Raw genomic sequence first — 17,034 nt, forward strand, 5'->3', positions numbered from 1 at the left:
CCCCTTCCCCCATGCGATCGAACGAGAGAGGGGTGTATGCTATGTTCGATCGTTGCGGCCGATTTTTCGTTAATTCCCGAGGGCTTCGAGGAGCATGTCACCTTCTTCGGGGGTGATGCGGCCTTCGGCGATCATGCGCAGGATGGCTTCGCGTTCCTGCTCGACGTCGACGGGGGGTGTGGCCTCTCGGGCTGCTGCTGTCTCATTACTGACTGGCTGCGCCTCCTCCTGGGGTGCGACCGGGACCTCGGGTTGGGCGCGCTCGTCGAAGTTCTGCTGCTGGTTGGCCTCGGGCGTTGCCAGAGTCCCCCATGATGGCTGGCCCTGAACGGGTGGCACCGGTGGTATCGGTGGTGTCGGCGGCATTGGTGCCGATGGTGGCATTGGCGGCCGCTGGGGCACGTTCATGTTTTTGAGGGCCTGCTCGACGGCCTCCAGGGCGCCCTGTACCCCTTCGGAGGCGGCGCGCTGGGCCTGCTCAACGATGCGATTGATGCGCTCGGGGTCCATGCTCCACTGGCGCTCGTTGACGCGAAAGTTGAAGCGGGCGGCGCGTTCGTGATCACGCTGGGCTCGATCGTGAGCTCGATCACGGGCGCGTTGGGCCTGTCGCTCGGCCTTCTGGCGCTGCTTCTCAGCCTTGAAGATCATCTTCTGGTGCGACGCCTGGTTGGCGACCTCATTGGCGATATCAGCGCTGATCGAGGCGGTGGCGCTATTGACGCTGGCGCTGATCTCCGCGCCAAGGTCGCGACCGATGTTGCCCATCTCGCGGCCGAAGTCAGCCATGCCGCGGCTGAAGTCGTTCCACCAGGCTCCGCCCTCACTGCTACTGCTGCGTGGACCTTTCTCGCCGCGCAGGCGCAGGTCGCCGCCTACCACCAGTTCCAGGTGCGCGGCCCCATCCCCATAGACCAGGGTAGCGCGATTGCCGAGGGAGCTGGAGACGATGGAGCGACCGCTAATGTCGCCTCCGACCGTGCCCTGGATGGTCACGTTGGGTTCGGCGGGCAAGACAATGGTGGCATCACTGCCGACGCGCACGTAGGAGGTGCTGCCTGGCTCAAAGTCCGTCTGCAGGAACAGGTCGGAGCCGACGTTGCCAGCATTGACGGGTCCATGCACATTTTTGAGTGTCGCGTCGGAGCCAACCGAGCCAGCGCGCACCTCGCCGCCAATATTGGTGAGCGTCACGTCGCTGCCGATATTGCCCAGCGTGACGTTGCCCGGTACGTTGCTGATGCGCGCGTCACTACCGGCGCTGCCCAGCGTTACCTGCACGACATCCTGGATAGTGAGGTCGCTACCGACGCGGCCAAGCGTAATCTCGGCCTGGGTACTCTGGCTGATCTTGCAGTCGCTGCCAACATTGCTGACGGTCAGACTGGCTACCTCTTGCACGATCAGGTCGTTGCCAACATTGTTCAGGGTAACTGTGGATTCGCGTTTGCCCGTGATCTTAGCATCGTTGCCGACGTTCTCGCAGCGCAGGGTATTGATGTCTTCGGCGCTCAGGTCGTTGCCGACGCTACCGATGGTGGCCTCCTCGACCTCCTGTAGCCAGAGGTCACCGCCAACGGCCTGCAAGAAGGCGCTGGTGATCTCGCTCAGGGAGGCGTCGCCCTGCAGGCGCTCCTCGGAACGGATCTCTTCCACCTCCCTGGCGCCCACGTCTCCGTTAATGGTTGCCAGCGTCACGGCGCCACGGATATTTGACAGGCTAACGTCGCCGTCGATATGGCTGAGCGTCGCCTCGTCCTGAATCTCTTTCAGGCTGATGTCGTCGTGGATGTTTTGCGCGACCACCTGGCGCACCCTCTCGATGCTCACCCCACCGTGGGCCTCGGCCACCGTCACGACGCTCTCGAAGGGGACCGATACCGTCAGGTCCTCCTGGGCGTCTGACAGATTGAAGCCGTCCCCGGACTGATCGTAAACGGTGTAGTCGCCGTCGCTCTCGACCTCGATCGAGGACTGGTCCCAGCCACGTACATGTAGGAATTCATGGATATTCGAAAAATTGATATTGTTGATGCTGTCGGCCGAAAAAGTTTTCTTCACAGCTATTTCTCCTTCATTTCAGGGCGCGTCGCTTATTCAACAAAGACTTCGAGACGTTCCCCCTGCTCCAGATCCTGAATGTCGAGCAGGCGGCCGGTTGTGCCCTCTTCAATCGAGCGCAGGACGTCCTCGATGGTGCGCGAGTCGAGTTGGGGGAGCAGGTAGCATCCCAGGCGCACGCTGGTTTTGAGCAGTTGGACCGGCATACTGGCGATGACATTTTTTCTTTCTCGTTGCTTATTCTGCTTGAGACTGGTGGCGCGGATGCGCAGCGTACGTTCACGCACGGGTTCAGGTGGACGGATGATCTCGGTCTCCAGCGTATCAAAGAGCTGGGCCGCCTCGTTCGCGCTGATCCCTCCGGACTCCACCAGCGCCAGGATGCGGTTGCGCTCCTCTCTGGATAGCGCCATAGTCTTAGCCTTTCAACAGCTTCATGGCCTCTTCGACGCTGATCTCTTTGGCGGCCAGCTTATCCAGCACGGCTCGCCGATCGATGCGGCCATCATACTCGGGGGTTCCCCCCAGGGCGGTCACGATATCATCCAGGCGACTACGAGCCGTATTATATGCAATGTTCATTTCGGCGGCCAGCTTCTGGATATTGCCCCGATATTTGACGAGTAGCTCGACAAAGTCCAGCTGCTCGCGGGTGAGCCGACCGATCCAGCCCAGGCTAAAGCGCCCCTCAAGGGTAACGCCGCTGGCCGGACACTCCAGGCGGGTGACGATCAACTCCTCGCCACTCACGGGATCTCTGGTAATCAATGGATACATACTGCAGTTTCTCCTCTTGCGTATCTAATTAGAAAGAAAGATAGGGCCGCGCCCGCCGGACGCTCACGCGTGGAGCTGTCCGGTTTTGGGTCCATGGAACGCGGGGGTTTTCGTCTGGCCAACCTGTTCCATCTGTTGGCCCAGATCGACCAGTGAATGACCCAACCTGCTGATCAAACGAGAGCCCAGACCAGGCTGTGAAAGATTGCTGACCAGCTGATTCTGTTCGATTTCCCGACGGATCTCTCTATCCCGGTGAGCGCTGGTGGCATTGAGCAGTTGTAGTTCGGTATACATGATCTCTCCTCCTTGTCGGTACTTAGCTGTCCGTCTGGTCAGCCAGTCTTTCTCCTTCATTCATGAGCCTCGCCTATCGCCGCCCTTCCACCTTCTGTTTCCATTTTTTTGAATCTGAACTTGCAAAATTTGCTATCGGATTGATATTTTTTTATTGATATGAAGAATAATACCATGTGTTTTAACAAAAATCAATACTTTTGTGTAGAATATTTTATATTGATTGCAGAAATTTACCCATCCAGGTGAATTTATTTGCAATAAGGTGCTCTCTTCTTAATTCATGGGGTGGTTGACCCGAGGTTTGTGCCTTCGGCCATGACTCTACGCGCCTAGGGCGCTCAGAGTAATAATAAGGATGAGTGACGTGTGTGGTGAGAAAAATGCGCACATGCGCATTTTTCTCACCACACACGTCACTCATCCTAAATTATATTACGATGAGTGGAGGCGTCAGCGCCTCCGGGCTAGCATTAAACGGGGACCCCCGGACCATTTCATCTTTCTAAGCAGGAGGTGCAGGAGGGCGGCGAGGCCTCTGCCGGGGGTCCCCGGACCATTTCATCTTTCCCAGCAGGAGGTGCAGGAGGGCGGCGAGCCCTCCTGACGGGGGCCCCCGGACCATTTCATCTTTCTAAGCAGGAGGTGCAGGAGGGCGGTGAGCCCTCCTGACGGGGGCTTGGGGGTGTCCCCCAAATTTCTCCTCCCCACCCTCCCCGCCGAAGGCGGGGGAGGGTGGCATATTGCCTTTTTGGCTGTTTTAGGAAAATTGCATAGATGGGCATTGATTAATGAAGGGAAAGAGCGTCATAAAGAAGAGATGGTATCCTTTTTACACATCATATTGATGCTACCAGGGAAGGGGAGAGTGGACTGTGACTGGCTGTTCATCTGTTGCGCTCGGCGGCAGGGAAGGCATGGGCAGATCATCTCACTATTTCTGCTTAGAGTGAAGGGAGTCCGGCTTATGTATCCGCATCTTCCTGATGATATCTCTATCGAATGGCTGGTTAGCGAGGCGCGTAAAGGTAACCAGCAGGCGGCTGATCGGTTATTCGATACTTTTTATCGCAGGATACGCCACTTTTTTCTGAAGGATCTGCATGTGAGTATAGAGACCGCCGAGGAATTGGTGCAGGATACCTTTGAGAAGGCCTGGCGTAAATTGCCGACGTTGCACGATTGCGTGCGCTTTGAGGCGTGGTTATATGCGATTGCGCGCAACGTGGCCCTGGACCATATACGGAAGTTGAAACGACGTAAGGTACCGACCCCCCTCGATCCAGAGTTCGACCTGGCCGATGGGGCGCCACAGGTGGAGAGCGTGGTGCTGGCGGAGATGCACATCCGCGAGATGTGGGACGCTATGCCAGCCCGGCAGCGCGAATGCCTCTACTGGTATTACATGGAGAATCTAACGATGGAAGAAGTTGCGGTACGCCTGCAACTGGGAGCCGACACCGTCAAAGCATATATCAGTAAAGCTCGCGTGAAGCTACGCGAAGGGATGTATTCTTCAGAGAAGGAGCAAGTCGATGTCAAGTCAAAACGATGCAGGGCATGATCCAATGGAGGATGTGTTCATGCACGTCATGTGTGATCGCTGGGCTGAGAAGCTTGAGGTAACACGTGTAGAGCACCTCTCTGAGGAAGATCGCCACGCTTTCGATCTTCATATGCAATCCTGCCCCCGTTGTCAGGAACTGGTTGAGCAGTACCGGGTGGTCGATGACTATTTTTATCGTCTCATATTATCAGAGCAAATGTCGGTAGCCGCGAAGTCCCCGCCGCTTTCGACAACTGCGGCTAGCAAACGGCAGGCCAGGCATGTCAGGGATACGTTCCATGACCTGTTTGGTCGGCGCATGTCCGCGTTTCAACAAACATTTTCACTTCTCTTGCAGGGTTCGGGTCTGCTGTTGCTGATCCTGATTCTGGGGGCGCTCTTTTTTCAGGTAGAGATTGGCGGCAACCATATGCTGCCGCTGGCCCTGTTGACGCTGGCCTTTGCCCTGATCATGCTGGGCTTTCTCAACAATCAGCAGCAACTCAGGGATGCTAGTCAGCAGTGGCGGCGCTCGGAGCAGCAGCATAATACGCTGGCGTGGCGTGAGGTATCGCTGCCCATGCCGGCGATGGGCAATGATGGGCCCGCCGAGTTGAGTCCGCGTAGCCGGGCGCAGCAGCGCTGGCGCCACCGCTTCCTGCGTGACAAATGGATCTGGGGCGTGACGGTCTGTCTGCTGCTGGCCATCACTGTGGCCTCGCTGGGCTGGTTCTCGCCGTCCCCGCATCCGGCCGATATCGGCGGTACGGTACCCAGTGGGGCGCCGGTGGGCATCAGTGTTGATGGCAGTCGGGTCTTTGATACCAATCGCCAGGATGGGGATCTGAAGCGGCAGGCAGCCAGCAAACTGTTGCAGGGGGATGTCGATGGCGCCAAAGAGCTATGGAAGCAGGCACTGGCCCTGGATAGCAACGATGCCGAGCTGCTGATCTACCAGGAGAACATGAACGTCAAGGAATCTCTGCAGCCCTATTTTACGCTGGTGGTCGGGTCCGTTTTTTCGGAGCAACATATCGGTGGCGCGCGCGATATTTTACAGGGGGCCTATGTGGCGCAGAAAGAATATAACGCCCGCGCCACTCAGGAGCATCTTCCCCAGCTGCGGCTGATGATTGCCTCGGCCGACGTGGACGCTTCGAGTCCCACCACCACGGCTGAGGAGGTGGTGCAGGCGGCCCAGAAGGACCATAGCATCCTTGGCGTCATCGGCTGGTCCACCAGCCGTAGCGTCCTCTCCTCGCTGCAGGAATTGACGGCGGCCCACCTGCCTATGGTCTCTCCCACAGCCACAAGCGATGAACTCTCGGGTAGCTCGCCTTACTTTTTCCGCGTGGCTCCCCCCGATACGCAGCAGGCGACCCTGGCCGCGACCTATGCCAAACAGGTTCTGCATGCGCAGCGCGTTGTGCTGCTGACCGATCCCGATGACACGTATAGCAATAGTCTGGCTCAAGCCTTTATTCAGCACTATAAGGATGGTAGCCACAACCTGATACACGCGCCGTATTACTATACCAAGGGCGATCTGAGTACTGTGGATCGGCAGATGGACGATATCTTGCAGCAGAAACCGGACCTGATCTACTTCGCTGGCTACGTTAACGAGGCCAGTGTGATGCTCAAGCGGCTACCGCCCTGTGTGGCCGGTCAGCCCTGCCTGTCCGTGCTGGGCGGGGATGCTCTGTATGTCGAGGGAGACTATTCGCTGGACGCCTTCAAAAATTATGGACGGCTCAGCTTTACCGCCTTCGCGTCCCAGGAGCGCTCGCAGGCGCAGCATCCACAGTTCTTTGCCGACTATGCCCATGATTTCGACCCGGCGGGCCAGTACCGTCCCGGCACCTATGGGTATAACGCGACCGATGCCGACGTCATTCTTGGCTATGACGCCACGCAGTCTCTGCTGACCGCCTATCAGCAGTTACAGGCCAGTGGTCAGAAAAAGATTACCGGTGAGCAGATTCAGCGGTTTCTGCACTCCATCACTATCAATGGTGTCAGCGGCAAGATTCAGTTTGACCACAATGGTAACCCGATCGGGAAAGAGATCGTTATCCTGAAGGGCAATGAAAATGGTCATACCACCATCGACCACTCGCTGGACGCCTTAAAGTAGCTCCTTCAGAGCTGTGCCTGATTTTTCGCACCTGCGGTGCTCAAAACTGATTATATATAATGGTGCGACAGGGGGCGCAAAAGCGCCCCCTGTCGCACCATTATATATAATCAGGGCGGCCGCGCATGCGGACGCCTGTGCGGGGGCGGTCACGTGCCACTACAGCAAGTATGTGTTTTTGTGTTGCATCAATACAAAATGAACACCTGTCGTGGTGAGATAAGAGTAGAAATGATGCGTACATATAGACAGTGGTGGGTAAAATAAGAGAAATATTCGCGGGAAAACATTGTTGTATTTCTATGCATTATGCTATGCGAATACTATTTTTGATGGATGATCGAAAATCAGCCTGATTGTACGGAGAGAAGGAAGAAGGAGTTTGTATGGCGGACCCTATCGTTCTTTGCGATAACCTTGTAAAAATATATAAGGTCGCGGATCTGGAGGTGGTCGCGTTGCAGGGTCTTGATTTAGAGGTGACGCCGGGTGAGGTGATGGCGATTGTGGGCGCTTCTGGCTCAGGTAAGAGTACCCTCTTGAATATTTTGAGCGGCCTGGATGTGCCCAGCGCCGGTAGCTGTATTGTGGATGGTAATGATCTGACCCGCCTATCTCAGGGGCAGCGGATCAATTATCGGCGCCGCATCGTGGGTCAGATCTGGCAGCAGAGCGGACGCAATCTGTTGCCGGAGCTGAGCGCGCAGGCGAATGTAGAGCTGCCACAGATGTTGAGCGGCGTGAGCTCCTCGCAACGCTCTAAACGCGCCAGAGAACTGTTGGAACTGGTGGGGCTGGCCGGTAAGGAGCAGAAGAAGCCGACAATGCTTTCCGGCGGTGAGCAGCAGCGTACGGCGATCGCGGTAGCCCTCTCTAACAATCCCAAAGTGCTGCTGGCCGACGAGCCGACCGGCGAGCTGGATTCGGTGACGGCGGGCGAGATCTTTGAGCTCTTCCGACGCCTCAACAACGAACTGGGCCTGACGATCATAACGGTGACCCACGATGCCACGATCGCCGCTGCCGTTGATCGCACGATCGCCATTCGCGATGGTCGCACCAGTACCGAGACGATCCGCCGTGAAACCACGCTGGAGACCCTGGAGTCCCACATGCCGGCGGCCAGCGCGGTGATCGGACTGTCCAGCCGCACACACCGCGAGTCGATCCTGATCGATCGCGCCGGTCGTCTGCAGTTGCCGAAGGAGGCCATTGAGACGCTGCCCTTTAATGGGCGCGCCGAGGTGAGGATTATCGGCGATCACGTCGAGCTGTGGCCGATTCTGGACCAGGTGAATGGTAATGGTTATGGGAATGGCACCAGCCAGAACGGTGTGTCACTGAATGGACACAATGGCAAGAAGGAGCAGTAAGAGATGGATGCAGTAGTGGCAACGGAGACTATTGTTGAGGCAAAAGGTGTTACGCGCGATTATCCTTCGGGCGGTGGCGTGGTGCATGCTCTACGCGGCATCGACCTGAAGATCAAGCCGGGTGAGTTCGTAGCCCTGCGTGGCCGCTCGGGATCTGGCAAGACGACCCTGCTCAATATCTTGATCGGGCTGGATAGTCCCACCAGCGGCAGCGTGCTTATCCTGGGCAAGAATCTGCTGAAGATGAGCGAGACGGAGCGCGCGCGCCTGCGCCGCGAGAGCATCGGGATGATGTTCCAGAACGCGCACCTGTTCCCTTCGCTGACGGCGCTGGAGAACGTGGAGATTCCGCTGCGTCTGTCGCGCATGCCATCGGCGCAGCGCAACAGGCAGGCTATCGAGGCCCTGGAGCAGGTTGGATTGGGGAAGCGCGCCAAACACCGGGGCATGGAGCTCTCGGGTGGCGAGCAGCAGCGTGTGGCGCTGGCGCGCGCCCTGGTGCATAAGCCCCGCTTCATTATCGCCGACGAGCCGACCGGCAACCTGGATTCGCTGACCGGCCGCGACATCACTTTCCTGCTGCGCGACATCTCGCACCAGGGCAACATCGGACTCCTGATCGCCACCCACGATCCCCTGGTCTTCAATACCGCCGACCGCCTGGTCCGCATCCAGGATGGCCTGCTGACCGAGGGCCCGCTGGAAGAGGATCACGCCTAAAGGGATGGAGCACGTGAGTGCCCCCGCACGCACGTCCGCATTAGTTTTTTATATTGGTGTGTATGAGGTGCGCATTCGCGCACCTCATACACACCAATATAAAGCTGACTCTTGAGCACCAGAGGTGCGAAAAAGCATGCAAACCGCGGGCGATGATCATAAGGGTCAGGTATTCACTCTTATGCTTCTCAAGAACTTAAGTTCTTAAGTTCTTGAGTTTGGTGACGCGAATGCGGTAGGGTTTCGTTTGTTAAAGGTTGAATGAGAGCAGGTCGTAGCCGACCTGAAGGGTACCGTGGTAGCCGCGCTGGCGGGCCTCACGTTGCAACTGTGGACCATCCAGATTGCGGTAGAGGTGCGAGCAGATGATGTGCGGGGTTTGTGTGGCGACGGCCAGTTCGACGATCTCTGCGTCGCTGATATGACCGGCATCGATGATGGCCAGGTCGCTGCCCCTGAGCAGGTTGATCTCCTGCTCGTGGAAGTGCGAGTCCCCGGTGATGGCGTATGTTTTCTCTCCCCATTGGAAGCGCAGCCCGTGGTTTCCCGCCGGTGGCAGGCTCAGGGACTCAAAGTGATAATCTTCGATTGAGAAGTGCTCGTCGGTAATCTCGTGGACCCGTACCTGGTAGCCGGGCTGCTGGAAACTGCGGGGGCCGAAGATCCGCATCAGGCCATCGATCAACTGCTGGACGCCCTCGGGACCATAGATATGCAGGTCGCTACTGCGTGGGTCGCGCTGCGACCATGCTCCCGCCTGCAGGATGGGGATGAGGTCCGAGACATGATCGGGATGAAAGTGCGATAGGATGATATGGGAGAGCTGGTGGTGGAGTACACCGACCTCCAGCAGGCGCTGCGCTATGCCGTGTCCGCAATCGAAGAGGATATGGGTCTGATCCAACTCCAAAAGTACGCTGGAGGCCCGGCGCTCATACTCGATCTGGCAGGTCCCTGTACCCAATAAAGTTATGCTACTCATAAGTTCCTTTGCCTACGCTTTTATTTCTGCTTCTCAACATCTATACTATAGAAACGGGCGAAATTGTTGAAATGGCAAGCCCGAGGCAGCGTGTGGTGCGCCGAGAGGAAAAATTGGACGTGAGATCCGAACGCATGAGGACCAGGCATATATGGAAAGTGCGATACGATGATTCGAGCGATTGAAGAGCATGATCGAGGTCGGCTGGCCGCCTTTGTGCGCGAGCATTGGGGAGCGCCTGTGTTGGTGGCGCATGGGATTGTTTATGAGGTGGCGCGCCTTCCGGCTTTTGTGGCGGTGGAAGACGATGAGTGGGTGGGGTGTATTTCTTATATTATAAAGGATGGCGATTGCGAGATCGTGAGTCTGGATAGCCTGCGTGAGGGGCGCGGTATTGGGAGCGCTTTGATTAAGGCGGTGAAAGAGGTTGCGGAGCGGGCAGGCTGCAGGCGTCTCTGGCTGATTACCACCAATGACAATCTGCATGCCCTGCGCTTCTATCAGAAGCGGGGTTTTGCGTTGATGGCTATCCACCGTGGCGCCGTTGATCTGGCGCGTCACCTGAAGCCTGAGATACCTCTGATCGGTAACGATGGCATTCCTTTACGGGATGAGATCGAGCTGGAGATGGATCTGCAGGCGGGTGATCGTGCGCCGGGGGAAATCGGCCGCAAGGGCTGAACCTACGGTGAAGGTGATCGTGCGCGGAGAGGAAATCGGCCGCAAGGGCCGAACCTACGGCGAAGGTGATCGTGCGCCGGGGGGAAATCGGCCGCAAGGGCCGAACCTACGGCGAAGGTGATCGTGCGCGGAGAGGAAATCGGACGCGAGGTCCGAACATATGAGAGGATTGGCGATGTTGTTTTTGACGGAGCCGAGCGCGAAGTACAAGGAGAGCTTCCTTGAGGGGTTGCGGGAGTTTCAGGAGGAGGGGACGCTGCTGCAGTATAATCTTCCGCGCCTGACGGCCGATTTTGATGATTATTTGCGACATGTGAACCGGGTGTATAACCGGGCTTCGATGCCGCCGTATTTTGTGCCGGATACGCGCTACTGGCTCATTGAGGGGGATGAGGAGAGGGGGGAGGGGGTGTACGTGGGCAATCTAACGGTGCGCCATGAGCTGAATGAGCTGCTGCTGAAAGTAGGTGGACATATCGGGTATCAGATTCGTCCGTCGTGGCGGCGGCAGGGATATGGGCGTGAGATTCTGCGCCTGGGTCTGCAGAAGGCGCGAGCCCTGGGGATTACCAGGGCGCTTGTGACCTGTGATGAGACCAACATCGCTTCCAAAAAAGTGATTGAATATAATGGTGGGCGGTTTGAAAACGCGGTCTCTGTTGAAGGCTCGACCGTGAAGAAGCTGCGCTATTGGATCGATATCCTTTGATGGGCGTGAGCTTCGACATATGTTGAGCGTGATCGTGCGTGGAGAGGAAATCGGACGCGAGGTCCGAACATATGGGAAAGGGGAGATGCGTGTTGGATGTATCTTTGGTGGTGCCGGAGGCGCGCCCGATTGTGGAGGCGGCGGCACAGATATACTTGAAGCACCTGCAGGCGGGATGTATTGGTATCCTGGTGCATGGTTCGGCCTTGAAGGGTGGCTTTATCCCTGGCTGTAGCGATATCGATTTTCACCTGTATGTGAATGGCTCGCTGGTGGAGACGAATGGACAGCTGCCTCTGACAGTGAGTATGGCCATTCAGCGTGAGCTGGCGCTGGTCGATCCGGCGCCGTTTCAATATATTCAGGCGTATGTGAAGTCGCCTGATGTGCAGACGGCGCGGTCGGCGCAATGGGTGGGGCCGATCGCGGGCAGCTATCATATGATCTATGGGCGCCTGCCGGTGCCGGAGGCGACCGCCGAACAGGTTATCCAGAGCTCTATGCGCACTCTTGAGCGGATACCGATGGCGATTGGCGGTACTTCGGAGGATTTGATTAGTACCGGTGGGGGACGCCTGGAACGCAGAGTTCGCTATATGTGTACTGAGGTCTGGCCGACGCTCTATAGCGTGCTGGCGCTGCAGGCGCCAGAGCCGCTGTCTGTCTGGCGGTTGCCCAAAGACTCGGCGCTGCATCTGCTGGCAGGGCATACACCTATGGGACGGGCTATCCGGCGTTTCCATCAATGCGTGATGGAGTATTATAGTCAACCACACCGGTTGGAGCAGGCGCTGACCGTGCTGGAAACCGGCGTAACCTTCCTGCAGGCCGCCTACGATTGGTATGAGGGATATCGAGGGGAATAAAGCGGACGCGAGGTCCGAACATATGGAGGATCCAGATGAAGAAAAGGGTGTTAATGACGGGTGCGGGTGGCGTGATTGGGACGGCGCTGCGGCGGGAGCTGGAGCCGGAGTATACGATGCGGTGCTTTTCGAAGCATGAGATTCCAGGTGAGGATACGGTGGTGGGGGACATCAATGATCTGGAGGCGCTGACGCGGGCCTGCGAGGGGATGGATAGCGTGATTCACCTGGCGGCTGATGGGTCGCCGCGCGCGAGCTGGGAGAGCGTGCTGCATAACAACATTACCGGAACCTATAGCGTGTATGAGGCGGCGAGCCGGGCGGGCGTGAAGCAGGTGATCTTCGCCAGCTCGAATCACGCGGTCGGCAACTATGATCTGGAGCATGCACCGGATATTTATCGCAGTGGCGAGCCGGTGATCGATCATCTGATGCCGGTGCGGCCCGATAGTTATTACGGGGTGAGCAAGAGCTTCGGGGAGTCGCTGGGCCGCTACTACGCCGAATGCAAAGATCTACGGGTGATCTGCCTGCGCATCGGGAGCATGACGCGCCAGGACCAGCCGCCACGGCATGTGCCGCTCGATCACCAGTATCACGAGTCACCAGAACGCCTGGCTGCGCTCTGGATCAGCCAGCGGGACCTGGCCCAGCTGGTCCAGAAGAGTCTGGAGGCTGAACAGGTCACCTTTGATATCTTCTATGGCGTCTCGAATAACACGCCGCACTACTATGACCTGGAGCATGCGCGAACCGTGCTGGGCTACGAGCCCCAGGATGGCGCAGATGTGAGCGAGGTGTTCATCTCCCGATGACGGGTTTGTCTCTTATGAGAATGTGACGCTGCGCTGCTCACGGGCACTGGTCTGGGCGGCCTCGATAACGCGGATAACCTCTAACGCCGAGTTGGGGTCAACCGGCAGGGGTGCGCCCTTCGTGATGGCGTCGCGCACGCCGGCGTAGTAGTTCTCATAGGCGCCGGGGACGGTCTCGATGGGGCCATCGAAGTGGACGCCACCCTCGCTCACGTTGGTGGAGAGGTGCCCCCACAGCTCGCGTGGCTCCTGACCCCACGCCGGATCGCCAGGCAGCTTACCGGCGCGCAACGCATCCTCCTGCGGATCGAGTCCCCACTTTTCGAAGGTGCCGTTGAGGCCGCTGACGCGCATGCGCTGTCCTGAGATGCGGGCGACCTGGCTCATCCAGAGGTGCGCGGTGACGCCACCAGGAAACTGCAGGGCGACAAAGCTATCGTCGTCGACCTGGGCTCGGGGGCGGCGCTGGAACATCTCGGCGTAGACGCGCTCGGGCGTGCCGAAGAGGTAGAGCGCCTGGTCGATCAGGTGGCTGCCCAGATCATAGAGCTGGCCCCCGGCTGCCTGCGGATCGGGCGATTCGCGCCAGGCACCCTGCCTGGGCGCGGGACGATAGCGCTCGAAACGCGACTCAAAGCGCGTGATGGGTCCCAGCAGGTTGGCCTCGAGGATCTTCCGCACGGTGAGAAAGTCGTTATCCCAGCGCCGATTCTGGAAGACGGTCAGCAACTGACCCGTTTGCTGGCTGGCCTCCAGCAGCTTCCGGGCGTCGCTGACCGTGGCGGCCATCGGCTTATCGACCACCACCGGCAGACCGGCGTGCAGCGCGTCAACTCCCAGGGGGACGTGCATATTATTCGAGGTTGCCACCACCGCCAGGTCGTAGCTGCTGGCATTCTGCCACAGTTCGTCGACGCTCCCCAGTATCTTCGCGTTGGGATAGCGTTTGTGGGCGCTCTGCTGGCGCTCTTTGTTGCCGGTCACGATGGCGGTCACCTGCATACCCGGCGTGGCCTCGACCAGGGGCGCGTGAAAAACGGAGCCCGCCAGTCCATAGCCGATGATGGCGACCCGCACGTCCGAGCCGCCGAGGGAATCCCTGGATACCATAAATAACACTCTCCTTTATGACTGATGGTTGTTGTCTTCTTCGCCGTTGCGATGACGCTGGCTGCATAATTCGCCATCAGGTTTCATCTTCACATGGTAGCACGAAATGAGGGGGTCAGGTACCCGATCTCCGCCGTATGAGCGTCTATCTATGTGTATCATCGTGCTTGTTTTTGTCATGCTCTGTATAGAGTGTCCTTTAGCTGGTATATAATGATTGTATCAAAATACATAATATCTATGATTTGTCAGATTCATAGATGATATTTATTGACGATAAGGTCCATCCATACATGTGGCTATGTTGTCTATTTTGTGCGGCGAGCCGTGATATGACCACATGCATGTTAGACTCATCTTGTAGAAGTTAGCATTGAAAGGTACTGGGCGTACGGAACAAAAATTTCTAGATGAGCTTTATATGTTGCGTGCGCGCGTGGCTGAACTAGAGCGGGAACGTGACGAGGCCCTGGAGCAGGGTCAGACGCAACGTATACAGTTTGAAGGCGAATTAGAAAGCTTACGGCAGGCGACCCATCCCCATTGCGACGCATCAACCGATGAGCAATTAGAGGCCCTGAAGGCTGTATTTGAGACTATCACCGATGGGGTTGTAGTGTACGACCGCGAGGGTGTGATCATCAGCGCCAATTCGGCTTTTCACCGGATGATGGGGATTACGTCACCCACAGACTACATATCATTATCTATGCATCAGCGTTATTCCCGCCTTCACGTGCGTGATGGTCAGGGGCACGATCTGCCTGAAGATGAGCTGCCGCTGGCGCGCCTGGCGCGTGGTGAGGTAATTGCCAGTAGCGACCTTGCCGACCTGACCTTCCAGACGCTGGATGGACGCGAGATCTCTACGGATGTCAGCGGGGCGCCTCTGCTAAACGTGGCTGGCGGCATGATCGGGATGGTGGTTGTCTTTCATGATATTACGGCGCGCAAGCAGCTGGAGAGGCAGACCAACGAGGTCCTGCGGACGCTGAGGGAGGAGCAGGCCCGTTCGCGGGCCAGCGAGTCGGCCCTGCTGGAGGCCAATCGCCGCATGGATGAGTTCTTAAGCATTGCCAGCCATGAGCTGCGCACTCCATTGACCACGATCAATGGAAACATCCAGCTGGCGAAGCGACGTATTGACACCTTGCTCACACCCACGGGCGAACTGGCCGCGCATCAAGACAAGCTGAAGCTCATTCGAGAGCTGCTCAATCGGGCGGAGCGGCAGGTACGCATCCAGAACCGGCTAGTGGGGGATCTGCTGGATGTGTCGCGCATCCAGGGCAATCGTCTGCAGCTCAACATGGACGATACCAACATGGTGGAGATCGTGCATAATGCCGTTGAGGATCAGCGCTCGGCCGCTCCAGGGCGCGTTATTCTGCTGCAGGACGATTTAGAGGGATGGGTCTTACCGGTGCATGCCGATGCCGATCGCATCGGGCAGGTGGTCACCAACTTTCTGACCAACGCGCTCAAATACTCGGCTTCCGATCGCATGGTCGAGGTGCGCATCAAGGTTGTTGGCTCCTGCGTCAAGGTAGCGGTGCGCGACGAGGGTCCCGGCCTGCCACCTGAGGAGCAGAAGATGCTGTGGGAGCGCTTCTATCGAGTGCCAGGCATTGTGGTGCAGAGCGGCTCCGGTGTTGGTCTGGGTCTGGGACTGCACATATGCCAGACGATTATTACGCGTCACGGTGGCGAGGTGGGGGTCGAGAGCGAGGTTGGCAAAGGCTCGATCTTCTGGTTTAAATTGCCGCTGGTTTCGAATTGCGTGACCACGTAAATGGTAAAGTAAGCGTTAGCCAACCGTGAATAAGCACGAAAAAATGCGGCGCCATAACGGCGCCGCATTTTTTCGTGCTTATTCACGGTTGGCTTCTTCTTCGTCGGGTTCGGGGGCGCCGTGGATGTTGGCGCGCCATGGCGATTCGATCTCGACGTCGGAGACGGCGGGCTGTTCGGATAAGGACTGCTGTCTGGGGCCGCGGGCGAGCATGGGGTCCTCGTGATATTGAGGATAACGCTCGGAGCGTGCATCCTGGTCGCCGAGCGCTGAGCGGGGCATAGCGGCGTTGCGACCACCGATGGTGTCGCGTACCGGGTCGAGCTCATGTTCGGTGGGCGGGCTCTGGTTGGCCCGCGCCTCATAGTCGGCGCGGTCGCGCTCAGCCTGGGCGCGCAGGGCGTCTGACTGCTGCTGCGCGGCCTGGCGCTCACGTTCCTGTCGCTGCTGGCGTGTTATCTCTTCCTGCTGCCGCAACTGCTGATCGTGGGCCGCCTCCTGCTGAATGTTCTGCTGCCGCGACTGCAGCGCCCCCTCATTCATCATGGGGTCCGATTGCATCGATGCCTGCTGGCCGGACGTCACCTGGTGTTTGGCGACCGCGCTCTGATCGTGGAACAGGTAGTGCGACTGCATGGGGTCGAGGGCACCCTGGGGAGCCTCTTCTACCATACGCGCGAAGTTTTCCATGTCCTGCTGCAGCGATGTCTGAAAGCGCTCATCGATGCCCATGCTATTTACCACCCGACCCGCCACGCCGGCCGGTGGGGTGTAGGAGATGTACACATCGACGCGCGTGCTATCCGTTCCCATGGAATCGAAGCGCACCAGGCCAGAGTTCGCCAGGCCGCTGGTGGAGCGCCAGCCGACCTGCTGATTAGGAATCCAGCTTTCGTTGACGGCATCCCATTCATGGGTACCAGCTATCTGCGCTACCCAGTGGCTGCGGCGCTCATCATAATAGGTTACTTCTTTGACGAAGCTCATAAATTTGGGAAAATCATTGAAATGCGTAAAGAACGCATAGACCTGTTCAATTGGGGCGTGGACGGTTACAGATACATGATGTTCTGACATAACTTTTCTCCTCCATACACCACATAACAAATGGACACCTTTATCGGATAGCCGGATTTTTTTATGTAGTAAAAACGCAGTGACCAGGCAT

Annotated in this window: 16 protein-coding genes; 9 read left to right on the forward strand and 7 right to left on the reverse strand. The window is 57.8% G+C overall.

What is annotated here, in order from left to right; all coding sequences use genetic code 11:
- Positions 1-69: 69 nt before the first annotated feature.
- The 4 genes from KTT_RS14960 to KTT_RS14975 all read right to left on the reverse strand — a co-directional run bounded on the left by KTT_RS14960 (position 70) and on the right by KTT_RS14975 (position 3,135).
- The gene (locus tag KTT_RS14960) at positions 70-2,061 is read right to left on the reverse strand and encodes an SHOCT-like domain-containing protein (RefSeq protein ID WP_126596734.1); all 1,992 of its coding nucleotides are present in this window, start codon (positions 2,059-2,061) and stop codon (positions 70-72) included.
- A gap of 32 nt (positions 2,062-2,093) precedes the next feature.
- Positions 2,094-2,474, reverse strand: coding sequence for a hypothetical protein (locus tag KTT_RS14965; RefSeq protein ID WP_126596735.1), 381 nt, complete (start codon positions 2,472-2,474; stop codon positions 2,094-2,096).
- Between the two features lie 4 nt (positions 2,475-2,478).
- Positions 2,479-2,838: a DUF2089 domain-containing protein gene (locus KTT_RS14970; RefSeq protein WP_126596736.1), complete on the reverse strand. Its 360-nt coding sequence runs from the start codon at positions 2,836-2,838 to the stop codon at positions 2,479-2,481.
- Positions 2,839-2,901: 63 nt separating this feature from the next.
- Entirely contained in the window at positions 2,902-3,135 is a 234-nt protein-coding gene (locus KTT_RS14975) for a hypothetical protein (RefSeq protein WP_126596737.1), read from the reverse strand.
- A gap of 967 nt (positions 3,136-4,102) precedes the next feature.
- Between KTT_RS14975 and KTT_RS14980 the strand changes: the two genes are divergently transcribed.
- From KTT_RS14980 to KTT_RS14995, 4 genes are all read left to right on the forward strand, one after another.
- Positions 4,103-4,699, forward strand: coding sequence for an RNA polymerase sigma factor (locus KTT_RS14980; RefSeq protein ID WP_160145884.1), 597 nt, complete (start codon positions 4,103-4,105; stop codon positions 4,697-4,699).
- Positions 4,671-6,818, forward strand: a complete 2,148-nt coding sequence (locus KTT_RS14985) for a branched-chain amino acid ABC transporter substrate-binding protein (protein WP_126596739.1) — start codon at positions 4,671-4,673, stop codon at positions 6,816-6,818. The genes KTT_RS14980 and KTT_RS14985 overlap by 29 nt, the downstream gene beginning before the upstream one ends.
- A 386-nt stretch (positions 6,819-7,204) precedes the next feature.
- Entirely contained in the window at positions 7,205-8,191 is a 987-nt protein-coding gene (locus KTT_RS14990) for an ABC transporter ATP-binding protein (RefSeq protein WP_126596740.1), read from the forward strand.
- A gap of 3 nt (positions 8,192-8,194) precedes the next feature.
- Positions 8,195-8,911 carry an ABC transporter ATP-binding protein gene (locus tag KTT_RS14995; protein WP_126596741.1) on the forward strand — a complete coding sequence of 239 codons (717 nt, stop codon included), beginning with the start codon at positions 8,195-8,197 and terminating at the stop codon, positions 8,909-8,911.
- A 250-nt stretch (positions 8,912-9,161) separates the two neighbouring features.
- On the opposite strand, the gene KTT_RS15000 is transcribed toward KTT_RS14995, so the two are convergent.
- A complete protein-coding gene (locus KTT_RS15000) occupies positions 9,162-9,893 on the reverse strand; it encodes an MBL fold metallo-hydrolase (RefSeq protein ID WP_126596742.1) in 732 nt (243 codons plus the stop codon).
- A gap of 168 nt (positions 9,894-10,061) precedes the next feature.
- Here KTT_RS15000 and KTT_RS15005 point away from each other — a divergent pair, with 168 nt between their 5' ends.
- The 4 genes from KTT_RS15005 (at position 10,062) to KTT_RS15020 (ending at position 12,964) form a co-directional block, all read left to right on the forward strand.
- Complete coding sequence (locus KTT_RS15005) at positions 10,062-10,574, forward strand: GNAT family N-acetyltransferase (protein WP_126596743.1); 513 nt, start codon at positions 10,062-10,064, stop codon at positions 10,572-10,574.
- Between the two features lie 175 nt (positions 10,575-10,749).
- Complete coding sequence (locus KTT_RS15010; RefSeq protein ID WP_160145885.1) at positions 10,750-11,283, forward strand: GNAT family N-acetyltransferase; 534 nt, start codon at positions 10,750-10,752, stop codon at positions 11,281-11,283.
- A gap of 89 nt (positions 11,284-11,372) precedes the next feature.
- Positions 11,373-12,149, forward strand: coding sequence for a hypothetical protein (locus KTT_RS15015; protein ID WP_126596745.1), 777 nt, complete (start codon positions 11,373-11,375; stop codon positions 12,147-12,149).
- A gap of 35 nt (positions 12,150-12,184) precedes the next feature.
- A complete protein-coding gene (locus KTT_RS15020; protein ID WP_126596746.1) occupies positions 12,185-12,964 on the forward strand; it encodes an NAD-dependent epimerase/dehydratase family protein in 780 nt (259 codons plus the stop codon).
- A gap of 12 nt (positions 12,965-12,976) precedes the next feature.
- Here KTT_RS15020 and KTT_RS15025 read toward each other — a convergent pair whose 3' ends face one another.
- Positions 12,977-14,074: a Gfo/Idh/MocA family oxidoreductase gene (locus tag KTT_RS15025; protein WP_126596747.1), complete on the reverse strand. Its 1,098-nt coding sequence runs from the start codon at positions 14,072-14,074 to the stop codon at positions 12,977-12,979.
- Positions 14,075-14,495: 421 nt separating this feature from the next.
- Here KTT_RS15025 and KTT_RS15030 point away from each other — a divergent pair, with 421 nt between their 5' ends.
- Positions 14,496-15,866, forward strand: a complete 1,371-nt coding sequence (locus tag KTT_RS15030) for a sensor histidine kinase (protein WP_126596748.1) — start codon at positions 14,496-14,498, stop codon at positions 15,864-15,866.
- Positions 15,867-15,944: 78 nt separating this feature from the next.
- Here the strand turns inward: KTT_RS15030 and KTT_RS15035 are convergent, their stop codons facing one another.
- Positions 15,945-16,943 (reverse strand): SRPBCC family protein, encoded by a 999-nt coding sequence (locus KTT_RS15035; RefSeq protein WP_160145886.1) that lies wholly within the window; start codon positions 16,941-16,943, stop codon positions 15,945-15,947.
- Between the last annotated feature and the right edge of the window lie 91 nt (positions 16,944-17,034).

This window comes from Dictyobacter aurantiacus (genome assembly GCF_003967515.1).
Lineage (GTDB): Bacteria > Chloroflexota > Ktedonobacteria > Ktedonobacterales > Ktedonobacteraceae > Dictyobacter > Dictyobacter aurantiacus.

What these genes read in the sequence shown, in the direction of transcription:
- KTT_RS15000 (WP_126596742.1), bottom strand. Translation starts at nt 9,893, where the DNA reads ATGAGTAGCATAACTTTATTGGGTACAGGGACCTGCCAGATCGAGTAT.
- KTT_RS15025 (WP_126596747.1), bottom strand. Translation starts at nt 14,074, where the DNA reads ATGGTATCCAGGGATTCCCTCGGCGGCTCGGACGTGCGGGTCGCCATC.
- KTT_RS15020 (WP_126596746.1), top strand. Translation starts at nt 12,185, where the DNA reads ATGAAGAAAAGGGTGTTAATGACGGGTGCGGGTGGCGTGATTGGGACG.
- KTT_RS14995 (WP_126596741.1), top strand. Translation starts at nt 8,195, where the DNA reads ATGGATGCAGTAGTGGCAACGGAGACTATTGTTGAGGCAAAAGGTGTT.
- KTT_RS14990 (WP_126596740.1), top strand. Translation starts at nt 7,205, where the DNA reads ATGGCGGACCCTATCGTTCTTTGCGATAACCTTGTAAAAATATATAAG.
- KTT_RS14975 (WP_126596737.1), bottom strand. Translation starts at nt 3,135, where the DNA reads ATGTATACCGAACTACAACTGCTCAATGCCACCAGCGCTCACCGGGAT.
- KTT_RS15030 (WP_126596748.1), top strand. Translation starts at nt 14,496, where the DNA reads ATGTTGCGTGCGCGCGTGGCTGAACTAGAGCGGGAACGTGACGAGGCC.
- KTT_RS14985 (WP_126596739.1), top strand. Translation starts at nt 4,671, where the DNA reads ATGTCAAGTCAAAACGATGCAGGGCATGATCCAATGGAGGATGTGTTC.
- KTT_RS14980 (WP_160145884.1), top strand. Translation starts at nt 4,103, where the DNA reads ATGTATCCGCATCTTCCTGATGATATCTCTATCGAATGGCTGGTTAGC.
- KTT_RS15035 (WP_160145886.1), bottom strand. Translation starts at nt 16,943, where the DNA reads ATGTCAGAACATCATGTATCTGTAACCGTCCACGCCCCAATTGAACAG.
- KTT_RS15005 (WP_126596743.1), top strand. Translation starts at nt 10,062, where the DNA reads ATGATTCGAGCGATTGAAGAGCATGATCGAGGTCGGCTGGCCGCCTTT.
- KTT_RS14970 (WP_126596736.1), bottom strand. Translation starts at nt 2,838, where the DNA reads ATGTATCCATTGATTACCAGAGATCCCGTGAGTGGCGAGGAGTTGATC.
- KTT_RS14965 (WP_126596735.1), bottom strand. Translation starts at nt 2,474, where the DNA reads ATGGCGCTATCCAGAGAGGAGCGCAACCGCATCCTGGCGCTGGTGGAG.
- KTT_RS15010 (WP_160145885.1), top strand. Translation starts at nt 10,750, where the DNA reads ATGTTGTTTTTGACGGAGCCGAGCGCGAAGTACAAGGAGAGCTTCCTT.